10 protein-coding genes and 1 pseudogene are annotated in these 14,376 nt (G+C 55.6%); 10 read left to right on the top strand and 1 reads right to left on the bottom strand.

The window, feature by feature from the left end:
- Window positions 1-152: 152 nt before the first annotated feature.
- From AACY26_RS21390 to AACY26_RS15860, 10 genes and pseudogenes are all read left to right on the top strand, one after another.
- Window positions 153-264 (top strand): annotated as a pseudogene (locus AACY26_RS21390) (hypothetical protein); the annotation flags it as partial.
- Between the two features lie 104 nt (window positions 265-368).
- Window positions 369-1,403, top strand: coding sequence for a YadA family autotransporter adhesin (locus tag AACY26_RS15900; RefSeq protein ID WP_339515573.1), 1,035 nt, complete (start codon window positions 369-371; stop codon window positions 1,401-1,403).
- A 65-nt stretch (window positions 1,404-1,468) separates the two neighbouring features.
- A complete protein-coding gene (locus tag AACY26_RS15895) occupies window positions 1,469-2,314 on the top strand; it encodes an OmpA family protein (protein WP_339515572.1) in 846 nt (281 codons plus the stop codon).
- Between the two features lie 68 nt (window positions 2,315-2,382).
- Window positions 2,383-3,411 carry a hypothetical protein gene (locus tag AACY26_RS15890; RefSeq protein WP_339515571.1) on the top strand — a complete coding sequence of 343 codons (1,029 nt, stop codon included), beginning with the start codon at window positions 2,383-2,385 and terminating at the stop codon, window positions 3,409-3,411.
- Between the two features lie 494 nt (window positions 3,412-3,905).
- Window positions 3,906-6,332 (top strand): poly-beta-1,6 N-acetyl-D-glucosamine export porin PgaA, encoded by a 2,427-nt coding sequence (gene pgaA, locus AACY26_RS15885; RefSeq protein ID WP_339515570.1) that lies wholly within the window; start codon window positions 3,906-3,908, stop codon window positions 6,330-6,332.
- An 11-nt stretch (window positions 6,333-6,343) separates the two neighbouring features.
- Window positions 6,344-8,350, top strand: a complete 2,007-nt coding sequence (pgaB, locus tag AACY26_RS15880) for a poly-beta-1,6-N-acetyl-D-glucosamine N-deacetylase PgaB (RefSeq protein ID WP_339515569.1) — start codon at window positions 6,344-6,346, stop codon at window positions 8,348-8,350.
- On the top strand, window positions 8,347-9,687 hold the full coding sequence (gene pgaC, locus AACY26_RS15875) for a poly-beta-1,6-N-acetyl-D-glucosamine synthase (RefSeq protein WP_339515568.1): 1,341 nt from the start codon (window positions 8,347-8,349) through the stop codon (window positions 9,685-9,687). Before pgaB ends, pgaC begins: the two co-directional genes overlap by 4 nt.
- Window positions 9,684-10,169, top strand: a complete 486-nt coding sequence (gene pgaD / locus AACY26_RS15870; protein WP_339515567.1) for a poly-beta-1,6-N-acetyl-D-glucosamine biosynthesis protein PgaD — start codon at window positions 9,684-9,686, stop codon at window positions 10,167-10,169. Before pgaC ends, pgaD begins: the two co-directional genes overlap by 4 nt.
- Before the next feature lie 143 nt (window positions 10,170-10,312).
- On the top strand, window positions 10,313-12,241 hold the full coding sequence (locus AACY26_RS15865) for a putative nucleotidyltransferase substrate binding domain-containing protein (protein WP_339515566.1): 1,929 nt from the start codon (window positions 10,313-10,315) through the stop codon (window positions 12,239-12,241).
- Complete coding sequence (locus AACY26_RS15860) at window positions 12,238-12,945, top strand: 3'-5' exonuclease (RefSeq protein ID WP_339515565.1); 708 nt, start codon at window positions 12,238-12,240, stop codon at window positions 12,943-12,945. The genes AACY26_RS15865 and AACY26_RS15860 overlap by 4 nt, the downstream gene beginning before the upstream one ends.
- On the opposite strand, the gene trhP is transcribed toward AACY26_RS15860, so the two are convergent.
- Entirely contained in the window at window positions 12,905-14,311 is a 1,407-nt protein-coding gene (gene trhP / locus AACY26_RS15855; RefSeq protein ID WP_339515564.1) for a prephenate-dependent tRNA uridine(34) hydroxylase TrhP, read from the bottom strand. The two genes, AACY26_RS15860 and trhP, sit on opposite strands and share 41 nt — an antisense overlap.
- Window positions 14,312-14,376 lie beyond the last annotated feature (65 nt).

The following is a 14,376-nucleotide window of genomic DNA, read 5'->3' as shown; positions in this document are numbered from 1 at the left end:
TTATCGGCAATAACGCCAGTGTTAACATAGCTGGCGGAGTCGCACTGGGTAGTGGTTCGGTTGCCCTCACCGGGGCAGGCCTTGCCGGATATATTCCAACTAGCGCCAACGCCCTGCAACGCTCGGCGATCAACGCGACCACCAGCACCTTGGGTGCAGTCAGCGTAGGTGATGTTGCCAACGGTCAGTTCCGCCAGATCACTGGTGTGGCTGCCGGTACCGCAGACAGCGATGCAGTGAACGTGGCTCAGTTGAAAGGCGTGGTCTCCTAAGCGATTGGGACTTCCGGTGCTCACTACTACAGCCTTAACGACAACGGCATCCAAAGGGCTAACTACGACAACACCGGCGCTACTGGCACTAACGCCATGGCTGCAGGTATCGCAGCTTCCGCCGCTGGCGAATCGGCAGTGGCAGCAGGTCATGAAGCTCAAGCCAGCGCTGGCAACAGCGTAGCCGTGGGCAATGGTGCTAATGCCAGTGCTGAAGGCGGCGTGGCACTGGGCGGTGGTTCGATGGCTGATCGCGCGGCAGGTACAGCAGGTTATGTTCCAGACGGTGCCAGCGATACTCAGCAAGCTGCAATTGCCGCGACCACCAGCACTCAAGGTGCTGTCAGTGTGGGTGATGCCGCTAGCGGTCAGTTCCGCCAGATCACTGGCGTGGCTGCAGGTAGCGAAGACAGCGATGCGGTCAACGTGGCTCAGCTCAAGGCTGCCGGTGATGCCACCAGTGATGAGATTGAAGCGAGCAAGACCCATTACTACAGCGTCAATGATGGCGGCAAGCAGTCGGCTAACTACAACAACGATGGCGCAACAGGTAACAACGCCATTGCTGCTGGCACCAACGCTTCAGCTGCAGGTAAATCTGCTGTCGCAATGGGTGACGGTGCGCAAGCGGCCGCTGCCAGCAGCGTAGCAATCGGTAATAACGCCAAGGCAACCACCAGCAACTCGGTCGCACTGGGTAGCAACTCGGTCGCCAGTCGCGATAACAGTGTCTCGGTGGGTACCGCGGGTAATGAGCGGCAGATCACCAACGTAGCAGCCGGCACGGCTGATACCGACGCGGTCAACGTGTCGCAGCTCGAAAAATCTACTGGCGATATCAACAACCGGATCGATAACACCTACAACTCACTCCGGCATGACCTGAAGGATCAGGACGATACGCTGAGTGCGGGTATCGCCGGCGCCATGGCTGCAGCCGCATTGCCACAGCCATACTCTCCGGGCGCGAGCATGGTCTCGGCCGGTGCTGGTAATTACCGCGGTCAAAGTTCCCTGGCGATTGGTGTTTCGACCATCTCGGATAACGGCAAGTGGGTAAGTAAGTTGGCGGGCACCGCTGATTCACAAGGCGAGTTCGGTGTGTCAGTGGGTGTTGGTTACCAGTGGTAAGCAACTAGGTCAGCGAGCCCGGTTTCGACCGGGCTCACCTTTGCACAGGTTTAGAGGTGTTTAAGATGTATAAGCAATTTATCCACAGCGGTTTACGACTGGCACTGGCTGCTACTACGCTCGCCACACTGGCGGCTTGCAGCACCGTCAGTAATGTCGATGATGCCGGCAAGACCGACCAACCGGTTTTCCCCGAGATGAGCGATGCAAGCATGCCCGAGGGCTACTACGTCAACCAGGATAACTTGGCCAGTATCCGTGCCGGCATGACCAAGAAGCAGATCATGGCCTTGATCGGTCATCCACAATTCAATGAAGGCATGTTTGGTGTACGTGAGTGGGACTATATCTTCAAGTTCCGCCAGCCAGAGGGAGCAGACAAGGTCTGTCAGTACAAAGTGCTGTTTGACAAGGACGTGCTGGCGCAGTCGTTCTTCTTTTCTCCTACCGACTGCATGACGCCCACACCAGAAGTGCCAGCCGTGAAAAGCGTGGATTTGTCTGCCGATGCGAGCTTTGGGTTTGATAGCGCAATCTTGAGTTCACAAGGCCGCGCAAGCCTGGACAAACTGGCCAATGAGATTGACATGGCGCAGGTGGATCGGATTGAAGTGACAGGTCATACCGATCACTTTGGTAGTCTCGCCTACAATGATTCACTGTCGATCGAGCGCGCTGTTGCAGTCCGGGAGTACTTGCTTGAAAAAGGCATTCCTCAATCGCTGATCAGCGCAGAAGGCCGTGGCGCTGATGAGCCTTTGGTGGTGTGCGCTGGCGCTAAGTCTGCTCGAATTATTGAGTGCCTGGCACCTAACCGACGCACCACTATATCACTATTCATTCAAAGTAAAACCGACCTCGGGCGGCGCGGTGCCGCCCAATACACCGATATTGGTTTCAGAAAAATTTGAGTTAATCTGCCAAGTTGCCGCTGTCAGCTTCAATCCAGGGTCATCATTAAATATTGTGAGGTCGCGCCATGGCGTTTCGTTGTCTTACTGCAGTTTCTTTGGTTGGGTTACTGGCGCTAACAGGTTGTGATCAGTCCAACACCCCGACTGAACAGGCAACTTCCGCTGAGCGCAGTTTGCTAGGCACTCCTGTGCTGCCAGCCATTCAAGAGGCGTTAGGTTTTAATCAGCCCAACACGCCCGCAGTTTCCTCTCAGCGCAATTGGCTAAGCATTCCGGCGCTACCAATCATTCAAGAAGGGGTGTTTTCGCTAAAGCTTAACCTGGACAAGCAGAACGAATCCGAGCTGATGATGCAGATCTGTGGCTTGGCTCGGGGAGACCTTGGCCAGGACCAAGTGAATGCATTTCTTCAACAGAACAAAGTTGAACCAGACACAGTGCCCAAACAAGGAAATCCGTTGTCACTGCTGGTCAATGGCGACCAAGCTGGGCAAAGCACCGCCTGCGCGGCTTACCTCGCAACGGGCGTTCTTTCGTCGGTGGATGCCAAGGAATTTATGGTCTGGAGCCAGGTAAAGCCTCAAGCCTCCACTCCACCTGCCGAGCAGGACTCAAAAGACAAAAGCGACCAGACACAAATTGCAGCCAAACCCGAGACCAAGGCAGAGCTGCGCATTGATCAGAAAAGCCTGGCCGTAACATTGCCAATCAAACTTGCAGTTGCGCGGGCAAATGCCGATGTATTTGCCTTGATTGCCAGCGAATTGCAGCGCCGGCCTGGGCTGTCGATTGATCAATACTACCAATTGACCACCCAGCTGTTCGCCAAACTTGCACCGGTATATTTAAAGCGAATCAAGCAGCAACTGCCCGCTGCGGGAACACGCTATAACCTGTTGCGAGCGGACGCCGAGCAATTTGTTTTTAGCGCCTCGACAGGCACTGTGTTTGAGTTCGGCGCTGACGGCTTGATACTTCGGCAAAATGGCATCGTCTGGTACGGCCAAGGCAAGTTACTGGGCCGGGACTATCCCCTGCAAGTGGCTTATTTCGATACGTCGGTCAACACCTTGCTGGCTCCGGACAAACAATAAGCCCAGCACTCCGACACCCTGCGAGGCGTTTGTCTAGCGGGGGTGTCGTCTGCGCTTGGCGCGGGCAACTTTCGGTCAAACACCGGCCTCTTGCCAAAAGGCCAGCAGCGACAAATCTGAAAAATTCTTTCCGATTCCCCTTCTCTCCAAACAGCGCTGAAATAATCCGCCTACAGAGAAACACTTGTAAACCACAAGTGCTTCTCTTTATGCGCTGACGACTCAATATCGGTGTTACCCGACTATTCAATGCTCAGCCCAGTAAGCACTGACAAGAACCGTACTAACCAACTGAGATTGGTTCAGCCTGGCATCAGTATTCGGCCGCCTCCATAAAGTGGGTAATGGCCGCCAATGCCATCGTACGGGCTCCCAGAGCAGCGCCTTCCAATGAGTTTTAACTCATAGGCCGCTCACCCATTTAAAAGATGGCTAACGTGATACTAAATCCTAATTCACCCTTACTGCATTTGCGCAGAAGGGCTCACGCCCTCGTGCTCACTGCCCGCCCTCTCTGTTTCGTGGCGTTGGTGTGTTCAAGCACCGTGGTGGCGGCACAAACGTCAAGCTATGACCAACTTGTGATTGGTGCGCGCGATGGCAATTTTGCGCCTGCCCTTAATTTCTTGCGTGATGCTAATAAAGCTCAGCACTCACAGCTTTATGCCAGTGACCACATACTCATTGCAGGCTGGGCCGGACTGGATAAGGAAGTTGTCGGCCAGTATGAAAACAGCCGCGCCTTTTTAACAGCCAACGCCGATGTCTTGGCCACTGTTGCATGGGCATATCGCAACTTGCAGCAGTGGCCACAGGCGCTGGCGGCTTACGCTCAAGTGCTGCAACTAAGACCGGCCGACAACGTCGCCCTTGTCGGCCGGATCATGACCTTAGCCGACTCAGGCAAACAAGCTGAAGCAGTGCGTGGGGCACAGTCACTTGTGGCCAAACACCCAAAGAATGTCGAGCGTCGTTTAGCCCTCGCTTATGCCTACATGCGCAACCAACAGCAATACAGCGCGCTGCAGGAAATGGCCGAGGTGCGCAGGTTGGCGCCCGAAAACAACAGTGCAAAACGCGAATACCTCCTGGCTTTGCAACGCGCGGGCTTGAACTTCAAAGCACTCAAGCTTGCCGAGCAAACTCCAGGCCTGCTCAATGACCATGAGTTACGCACGTTGCAAAGAGCAAGGGTGGCGGACTACGTACGCATGTCAGACCTGCCGACAGCCAAAGAAAGTGAACGCTTCAAGCTGGCTGACAAGGCCCTATTCGAAGCCGACAGGTTGCTGACCGCCTGGGCGCCCATTGCCCAGGCGAAAGAGGATGCAAAAGCACTGCGGATCGACCGTATTGGCGCACTTTACAGCCGCAGCCATATGCAAAAGGTGCTGGATGAGTATGAGTACTTCAATGCCCAGGGCGTGCAGCTTCCAGACTACGCATTGCGCTGGGTTGCAGGTGCTCGACTCTATCTGCGCCAACCCGAAAACGCGGCGAACTTATACCGGCAGATATTGGACGCTGGCGATAAAAAATCACCCGCACACCTCTCCGACCTGCAAGCGCTGTACTACGCCCTCAAAGAAAGCCAGCAAGATGCCGATGCCGCACGGCTTGTACCGATAATTGCCGACCAACCCAAACGGCTCTATCAAAAGGGCTTACCCCAAGGTAAAGCCAATCCCAACTGGTTATCCGGCAAGGTCATGGAAGTCAATGCCAGTCAATCGAATAACGACTTGGCTGCGGCTGAAACAAAAGCCCAAAACCTGGCCAACAGTGCGCCAGGCAATACTGAGTTGCGCACCCTGCGCGCCAATATCTACTCAGCACGGGGCTGGCCACGTCGCGCCGAAGCCGAACTGAAGGAAGCAGAAAACATCTCGCCGCGCTCGCTCGATGTCGAGCTCAGTCAAGGCTATACCGCCCAAGCGCTTCAAGAATGGCGACAGTTCGAGCTCTATGCCGACGATGTGATTGCCCGCAACCCGCAAGGGCTTGCAGCGCAACGCCTTGATCGTGCCCGCCAACTACACAACATGGCAGAGTTGAGGGTTTCCAGTAACGGCGGTATCAGTCCCGACAATACAGCCACAGGCACTGGCGACTTTGGAATCGATACTGTCCTGTACAGCTCACCGATTGACTACAACTGGCGCGTATTTGGTGGCCTTGGTTACAGCCAGGGTGAGTTTCAGGAAGGTAAAGGCCGCAACCGCTACCAGCGTACAGGTGTCGAGTGGCGTAGCCGCAATCACAGCGTTGAAGCTGAGATTAACAACCAGAATTACGGCCACGGCAATAAACAAGGGTTCCGGCTCAGCGCAAGCCATGAGATCAACGACTACTGGCAATACGGCTGGTCGATGGACTGGTTGTCCCGCGAAACACCCCTGCGTGCGCTAAACAGCGACGTCACCTCCGATAGTTTCTCGGGTTACCTGATGTGGCGCCAAAACGAGAGCCGTATGTGGCGAGTATCGCTCTCACCTCAGCGCTTTGATGATGGCAACAACCGCATAAGCGGCTCTATTTCAGGCCAGGAGCGGGTTTATACATCGCCCAAGCTGATTGCCGACGCCTTGCTTGATATCGGCACAAGTCACAACAGCCAACCAGGCGAAGGCCCGTATTTCAGCCCAGAAAATGACTTTAGCATCATGCCTGGCTTACGCCTTTCGCACTCGCTGTATGAGCGTTATGAGCGGACCTGGAGCCAACAGGCTCAGTTCGGTTTGGGCAGTTATAACCAGCGCAATTACGGCACCGACCCCATTGGCTTTATCAGCTACGGCCAACGCGTGAGCCTGGATGACCAGCTCAACTTCGGTGCAACCGCCTCTGCACTTAGTCGCCCCTACGATGGTGAACGCGAAACCGAATATCGGCTTGTGTTCGACCTTTCGTACCGTTTTTGATGAGTACTTCCATGCGCCTTCTTTATAAATTCATCTTTTTGGCCTTGAGCCTGATATTCCTCACGGCCTGTGCATCCGAAGGCCCGCCCTTTGTACCGCCACTCGCCCGCGCCTTGCCCACCAGCGAAGCGCCTTGGCCAGAAGGCAAGGTCTTAGCAATTTGCTATCACGACATTGAAGACCAAGAAGCTGACCAGAACTATGTCTCGGTGCGCACCGCGAACCTGATCGCCCAACTTAACTGGCTGCACGACAGCGGCTATCAAGCGGTTTCTATTGATCAAGTCCTCGCGGCGCGAACAGGCAAAAAACCGCTGCCTGAAAAAGCGATCTTGCTGACCTTCGATGACGGCTACAGCAGCTTCTATGACCGTGTATTACCCCTGCTCGAAGCCTACAATTGGCCTGCCGTGTTTGCCCCTGTCGGCGCCTGGGTCAGCACACCTCTGAACAGCCCGGTCGACTTTGCTGGCATGCCCACTGAGCGCAAGAAATTCGCGACCTGGGATCAAATCAAGCGCATGGCCAACAATCCTCTGGTCGAGATTGCGGCGCACACCAACAACATGCACACCGGCGCCCTGGCAAACCCGCAAGGCAACCTGGAGCCATCAGCAGCAAACCGTCATTACGACCCGGTGCAAAAGCGCTATGAGACGGATGCAGAAGCCAAGGCACGCTGGAGCGAGGATATTGCCCAGATCAGCACAAAAATCCAGCGCGCCACCGGCCGCAAGCCACGGGTTTGGGTGTGGCCTTATGGTCAGCAAAATGGCGAGGTACTGAACATTGTTGCCGAGAACGGCTACAGCATTGCGCTCACCCTGAATGATGGCATGAGCAGTATTTCAGACCTGAAGGAAGGGCCCCGCTACCTGGTCAGTGGCGACCCAGAAATTGACCAGTTTGCCTCTGCCATCTTGAACATTGCTGAAACCGGTTCAATGCGCGTTGCCCATGTAGACCTCGACTACGTGTACGACCCTGATCCGCAGCAGATGGATAAAAACATTGGCAGCTTGATTCAACGCATCTATGACCTGGGCATCAACACGGTCTTCCTGCAAGCATTTGCCGACCCGAAAGGCGACGGCACCGTGAGCGAAACCTACTTTCCCAATAGCGTACTGCCGATGCGCGCAGACCTGTTCAACCGCGCTTCCTGGCAGTTGCAGACTCGCGCTCATGTGCAGGTCTACGCCTGGATGCCGGTGTTGAGCTTCGACCTCGACAAAAAGCTGCCTCGTGTACAACGCTGGGATCCTGAAACCGGCGCTCTATCGGTTGACCCCAAGCAATATCAGCGGCTGTCGCCCTTCAATGCCGAAGCGCGCAAGCAGATCACTGCGCTCTACCAGGACCTCGCCCGCTATAGCAACTTCAACGGCGTGCTTTTCCATGATGACGCGCTGCTCTCCGACTTTGAGGACGCCAGCCCGGATGCTCTGGCCGCCTACCGTAAAGCTGGTTTGCCTGGCGACATAGCCCAACTTCGCGGCGACAGCGAAACCCTGCAGAAATGGACTGAGTTCAAGACCGCGTACCTGACCGACTTCACCCTTGAACTGGCAGATAAAGTAAAAGCCATTCGCGGCCCGCACGTACGCACTGCACGTAACATTTACGCCGAGCCCATCATGAACCCGGAGAGTGAAACCTGGTTCGCGCAAAACCTCGACAACTTCCTGGCCAGTTATGACTGGACGGCGCCAATGGCGATGCCGTTGATGGAGGGGGTCAAGCTGGAGGATTCCAACGCCTGGCTGGAAAAAATGGTGGCTATTATCGACAAACGTCCAGGCGCCCTGAAACGCACAGTGTTCGAGCTTCAGGCGCGTGACTGGAGCAAGCCCAACGCACCGGCAATCGATGCCAAACAACTTGCCCAGTGGATGCAGCGCCTGCAGTGGAAAGGCGTCGCCAACTACGGCTATTACCCAGACAATTTCGTCCGCAACGAACCTGCGCTGGAAGAGATTCGCCCGGCATTCTCCAACGCCTGGACACCGCAACCATGATAGATCGACTCATCGCACTAATAGTCCTAGCCATCGTTATTGGTCTCCCATTTGGCTTGGCTGAAGGCATCAGCAGTGCAGTGATGCTGAACTTTATCTTTATCTACCCATTGCTGATGTCGATGCTTTGGATTGCCGGCGGGCTGTACTTCTGGCTTCACTGGGAGCGCCATTGGAAGTGGTCGCATGATGGCGACAACCCAGCACCAGCCCTGGATGGCGAGCCGTTAATTTCAATCATCATTCCTTGCTATGACGAGGGCGATAATGCCCACGAAACCATTCGTGCTGCCCTGGGCCAGCGCTATCCGAATATCGAAGTCATCGCAGTAAACGACGGTTCAAAGGACAACACCGCCGAAGTCCTCAACCAAATTGCTGCGCGCGAGCCACGCCTGCGTGTGCTCCACCTTGCGCAGAATCAGGGTAAGGCCGTGGCCCTGCGCATGGGCGCGCTCGCCGCCAACAGCGAATACCTGGTGTGCATTGATGGTGACGCGCTGCTGAGTCGCGACACCGCTGCATTTCTGGTCAAGCCATTGATCGAGAACCCTCGCGTTGGCGCCGTCACCGGCAACCCGAGAATTCGTACACGCTCGACCCTGGTGGGTCGTATTCAGGTTGGGGAGTTCTCTTCAATTATCGGCTTGATCAAGCGTGCGCAACGGGTCTACGGGCGTGTATTTACTATTTCAGGGGTTGTTGCGAGCTTTCGCCGCAATGCGTTGGACCGCATTGACTACTGGAGCCCGGACATGATTACCGAAGACATTGATGTCAGCTGGAAGCTACAACTCGACAGCTGGACGATCTTCTACGAGCCGCGCGCATTGTGCTGGATTCTGATGCCAGAAACCCTGTCTGGGCTCTGGAAACAACGCAAGCGCTGGGCACAAGGCGGCGCCGAAGTCCTGCTGAAAAACATACGCACCATCTGGTCTTGGCGTTATCGCTACATGTGGCCATTGCTGCTGGAGTTCGCCATGTCGGCGACCTGGGCTTTTGCCTTGGCGCTATCACTGGTGTTGTGGGTTATCAGCCAGTTTTTCGATGTGCCGCCAAACTACCAAGTCCACGACATGTTGCCGCCTGGATTCACTGGTGTGCTGCTCGCGACAGTCTGCCTGGCGCAATTCGGGCTCAGCCTGTTAATCGAGCGCAACTATGAAAAAGGCCTGGGCAAAGCCCTGTTCTGGACAATCTGGTATCCCCTGGCCTTCTGGCTACTGACGTTTTTCACTACGTTGGTGAGCTTCCCGAAAGTAATGATTAGCGCTCGAGGTAAACGAGCGCGTTGGACCAGCCCTGATCGTGGCATCAAACGGAGTGAACCATGAGCATCATCAGAACAGAACAAAACTGGCTGCCGAAAAGCGTCGACACCCTGCTCACATTGGCGGCCTGGGCGGGCTTTATCTACCTCACGACCAACAGTGCAGCACCCTTTATTAAGCAAGTGGTTGCCAACCCCGAGCAATACCAGAATTTGTTTGTCCGCTCGTTCATGCCGCTGATCAAGCAAATCTCGTTCTACTTGCTTGAAGGCGCATTACTTGGCGCAATACTGGTCACATGGGCCAAATACAATCAACTGCGCGCCCCGCGTCGCTCTCGTCGCGGGTACAGCCCGAGCCTCTGCGACTGGGGGCTGTCGAAGAGTTTCTCGGTATCCAGCGAGGATCTCAGCACCTTGCACAGCATCCAGGTGCTTATCTTGCACAACACCGAACATGGCAACCTGGCCTGGATCGAAAACCCAAGATCACTGCAGCCAAAAGTGCGCAGTATCAACAGGCACATGTCGCCCACAGCATTATAGGCCACAGCCTGCCAGCCACAGAAAGCCTGGCTAGCCGGCGTTGGCAGCGCTCTAGCGAGCCGCAATACCTGCAGCGACTAGACTTACGTCGAATGGGCGCGTTGCAACAAGCAACGCACCATGCTCAAAACAGGAACGCTGGCATGGCTGAGAATGAATTCGAACGTGCAGGTAAAACCGCGGTGTCACAGAACATCCACGGCACGGTTGAGTTCCTGCAAAAATTCCCACCTTTCAACCAAATGGATTTGACTCACCTCGTCTATTTGGTTGAACACTGCCAACTGCGTTTCTACAGCCAAGGCGAGAGCATACTCAAGCCCAGTGACGGCCCGGTCGATTATTTTTACATCGTCAAACAGGGGCTTATTCGTGGCGCCCGCCCCCATGCAGCAAATGCGAACAACGAAGCCACCTTCGAAATCACTACAGGCGAGTGCTTCCCCCTTTCGGCGCTGATCGGCGAACGCGCAACGCGAACCGAACATATCGCCGCCGAAGACAGTTTTTGCCTGCTGTTGCGCAAGGCGATATTTATCAAGTTGTTTGAGCTTTCCGCACCGCTGCGCGATTTTGCCTTGCGTGGTGTCAGCAGCCTGCTCGATCAAGTCAACCAACAGGTACAGCTGCGCGCAACCGAAAGCCTGGGCTCGCAATACTCGCTGGATAGCAAACTGAGCGAACGGTTGATGCGTAAACCAGTCAACTGCGCGCTGGAGACCACTGTGCGCGAAGCCGTCAAAATAATGCATGAGCAACATGTCGGCAGCATCGTGATTGTCAGCCAACGCCTGCAACCGCTGGGCATATTTACCCTGCGTGACTTGCGCCGGGTCATTGCAGATGGCAGTTCCCTCGAGTTACCCATCGAACAATTAATGACGCCAAATCCCTTTCGCCTCCCTGCCAGCGCCAGCACCTTTGATGCCGCCATTGCCATGACAGAGCACAATATCGCTCACGTCTGCGTTGTCGAACATGGCCAGCTCAGCGGTGTGGTTTCAGAGCGTGACCTATTCTCGTTGCAGCGGGTTGACCTGGTGTACCTGGCGCGCAGCATCCGCAATGCAAGCAAGCTGGAAACGCTGATCAACCTACGCAGCAACATCCAGCAGTTGGTTGATCGAATGCTGGCACACGGTGCTAGCTCGACACAGATCACCCAATTGATCACCCAACTCAACGACCACACGGTATGTCGGGTGATCGAACTGACCATCGAGGAACTCGGTGATCCAGGCATTGCATTTACCTGGCTATGTTTCGGCAGCGAGGGGCGGCGCGAACAGACGCTGTTGACCGACCAGGACAACGGCATCATGTTTGCAGCTGAAAACGCGGCGGACGCAGCCGCCAAACGCGATCGGCTGCTGCCCCTGGCCCATGCAATCAACCTACACCTTGCCGGGTGCGGTTTCACCTTGTGCAAAGGCAACATCATGGCAGGCAACCCCGAGTTGTGCCTGTCGCAACAGGAATGGTCACAACGCTTCGACGACTTTATTACCAATGCCACCCCCGAGAACCTGCTCGGCTCCTGTATCTACTTTGATCTACGTGTGGTCTGGGGCGAGCCGCAGGGCTGCGCGCAGTTACGCACCGAGCTATTGGAAAAATTTGCCAAGAACACCCTAAGCCAGCGCATGCTTGCCGAAAACGCCCTGCGTCAACGCCCTCCAGTCGGACGATTTAGAGATTTCGTGGTGGCGCGCAAAGGTGCGGAAAAAGATACCCTCGACCTCAAGGTTCAGGGTCTCACTCCATTTGTTGACGGGGCTCGCCTGCTGGCGCTGGCCAACGGCATCGAAAGCAGCAACACCCTTGAGCGATTGCAGAGCCTGATCGACAAAGGTGTGATTGATGCCCTGGACGGCGCCGCTTATGAGGAGGCCTACCACTTCATTCAGCAAACCCGTATGCAGCATCATCAACAACAAGCCAAACAAGGTTTGGCTTATTCCAACCGGATTGATCCAGACAGGCTCAACCATCTCGACCGGCGCATCCTGCGTGAATCATTTCGTCAGGCTAAACGCCTGCAAGCCAGCCTGGCGCTACGTTATCAACTATGAATGCATTGAATTGGCTGACCGGCCGCCCAACACAATTAAGCAGCGAACAACAGCAGCGACTTGAGCAGTTAGCGGCGCCCGCAGCACTCGACACATGCGCACTCACCCAACAGCGCATGGTGGTTGTGGATGTGGAAACCAGCGGTTTGAATGTCAAGCGCGACCAATTGCTGGCGATTGGTGCGGTGGTCATTGAAAACGGCGCCATCGACCTCGCCCAGCAATTCGAATGCACCTTGTTCCGCGAGAATCATAAGGTCAGCGCCAGCGTACTGATCCACGGCCTGGCGCCGAGCATGATCGCTGCCGGAACCGAGCCGACCGAAGCGCTCTTGGACTTTATGACATTTGTCGGCAGCAGCCCGCTGCTCGCGTTTCATGCCGCATTCGACCAGCGCATGCTCAGCCGGGCACTCAAGCAAAGCCTTGATTATCGTCTGCAGCACGATTTTTTCGACGTCGCCCAGCTTGCTCCGATGTTATGCCCGGATGCCTCGCTGAAGCATGCTGGGCTGGATAGCTGGACCCAGCATTTTGGCTTGCAGGTGCAGCAGCGCCATAACGCCAGTGCTGATGCATTGGCCACCGCCGAACTGAGCTTGATCCTGCTCAGTAAGGCGCGCCAGCAAAAGCTCGACAGCCTGCTCGCGCTGCAACAACGGCTTAACCTGTGGCTTCGCCGACCGGGCAGGCACTCGCTTTGACTTGGCTTGGCGCTTCTACAGTATCCAGATCACGCAATAACAAGGCGTAGTCGAGGTCAATGTCATCTGGCACGGCCAGGTAAACGACATGACCGTCTCCGGGGGCGACGAGCAGGTTCTGGCCACACTTGCCATAGAGTCCGGTCAGGGTAAACCGCAGATTGCCTTTGGGCGTCATCAACTCAAGCCCGTCGCCAATCGCAAAGCGATTCTTTACCTGCACCTCCGCCCTGCCTGAAATGCGCGCGCCGGTGAACTCACCAACAAACTGCTGCCGCTCCGAAACAGACGAGCCGCGCTCGTAGTTCTGGTACTGGTCATGCACATGCCGACGCAAAAAGCCTTCGGTGTAGCCACGGTGGGCCAATGACTCAAGTGTATCCATCAGCTCCATGGAAAACGGCTTGCCCGCCACGGCGTCATCAATCGCCTGGCGATAGGCTTGTGCAGTGCGAGCGCAATAGAAGTGAGACTTGGTACGCCCTTCAATTTTCAGCGAATGCACGCCCATGGTTACCAATTGAGTAACGTGCTGGATCGCGCGCAGGTCCTTTGAGTTCATGATGTAGGTGCCGTGCTCGTCCTCAAACGCCGACATGCTTTCGCCCGGTCGAGTGCTTTCCTCCAGCACGAAAACCTTGTCGGTTGGCGCGCCCTGCCCAAGGGTTGGTTCTACCGGGTTAACGCAACTGCAGTCCTGTTTGTCGGACGCGACAATATTACCCAGTTCATTCTCACGGCCTTCAAGCGCCTTGTATTGCCAGCGACAAGCGTTGGTGCAAGCACCTTGGTTAGGGTCGCGCTTATTCATGTAGCCAGAGAGCAGGCAACGCCCCGAATACGCCATGCACAAGGCGCCATGAACAAAGACTTCAAGCTCCATCTCCGGGACCTGTTGCCGAATTTCGGCGATTTCCTCCAGCGACAACTCGCGGGACAAGATCACCCGGCTCAATCCCATTTGCTGCCAGAACTTAACACTTGCCCAGTTAACCGCATTGGCCTGCACCGACAAGTGCACGGGCATCTGTGGGAAGGCCTCTCGCACCAGCATAATCAGCCCCGGATCAGACATGATCAGCGCATCAGGGCCCATTTCGACCACAGGCTTCAAGTCCTTGATAAAGGTTTTCAGCTTGGCGTTGTGGGCTGCGATGTTGACCACCACATAAAACTGCTTGCCGAGTGCATGGGCCTCGTTGATCCCCAGCGCCAGGTGCTCATGATCGAACTCGTTATTGCGCACCCGCAAGCTATAACGCGGCTGCCCGGCATACACGGCATCGGCGCCATACGCGAAGGCATAACGCATGTTTTTCAAGCTGCCAGCAGGTGAAAGCAGTTCGGTTTTGCGGGGAGAGGTCATGGCATGGTTCACAACAAAAGGCGAAAGCCTGAGGTTAAGACATACTCAAGCCCAACTTATTGATC

The organism is Pseudomonas sp. RL_15y_Pfl2_60, from assembly GCF_963970595.1.
GTDB lineage: Bacteria > Pseudomonadota > Gammaproteobacteria > Pseudomonadales > Pseudomonadaceae > Aquipseudomonas.
This window is presented reverse-complemented; position numbering and strand designations above follow the sequence as displayed.

What these genes read in the sequence shown, in the direction of transcription:
- AACY26_RS15890 (WP_339515571.1), top strand. Translation starts at nt 2,383, where the DNA reads ATGGCGTTTCGTTGTCTTACTGCAGTTTCTTTGGTTGGGTTACTGGCG.
- pgaB (WP_339515569.1), top strand. Translation starts at nt 6,344, where the DNA reads ATGCGCCTTCTTTATAAATTCATCTTTTTGGCCTTGAGCCTGATATTC.
- AACY26_RS15900 (WP_339515573.1), top strand. Translation starts at nt 369, where the DNA reads ATGGCTGCAGGTATCGCAGCTTCCGCCGCTGGCGAATCGGCAGTGGCA.
- AACY26_RS15860 (WP_339515565.1), top strand. Translation starts at nt 12,238, where the DNA reads ATGAATGCATTGAATTGGCTGACCGGCCGCCCAACACAATTAAGCAGC.
- trhP (WP_339515564.1), bottom strand. Translation starts at nt 14,311, where the DNA reads ATGACCTCTCCCCGCAAAACCGAACTGCTTTCACCTGCTGGCAGCTTG.
- AACY26_RS15895 (WP_339515572.1), top strand. Translation starts at nt 1,469, where the DNA reads ATGTATAAGCAATTTATCCACAGCGGTTTACGACTGGCACTGGCTGCT.
- AACY26_RS15865 (WP_339515566.1), top strand. Translation starts at nt 10,313, where the DNA reads ATGGCTGAGAATGAATTCGAACGTGCAGGTAAAACCGCGGTGTCACAG.
- pgaC (WP_339515568.1), top strand. Translation starts at nt 8,347, where the DNA reads ATGATAGATCGACTCATCGCACTAATAGTCCTAGCCATCGTTATTGGT.
- pgaD (WP_339515567.1), top strand. Translation starts at nt 9,684, where the DNA reads ATGAGCATCATCAGAACAGAACAAAACTGGCTGCCGAAAAGCGTCGAC.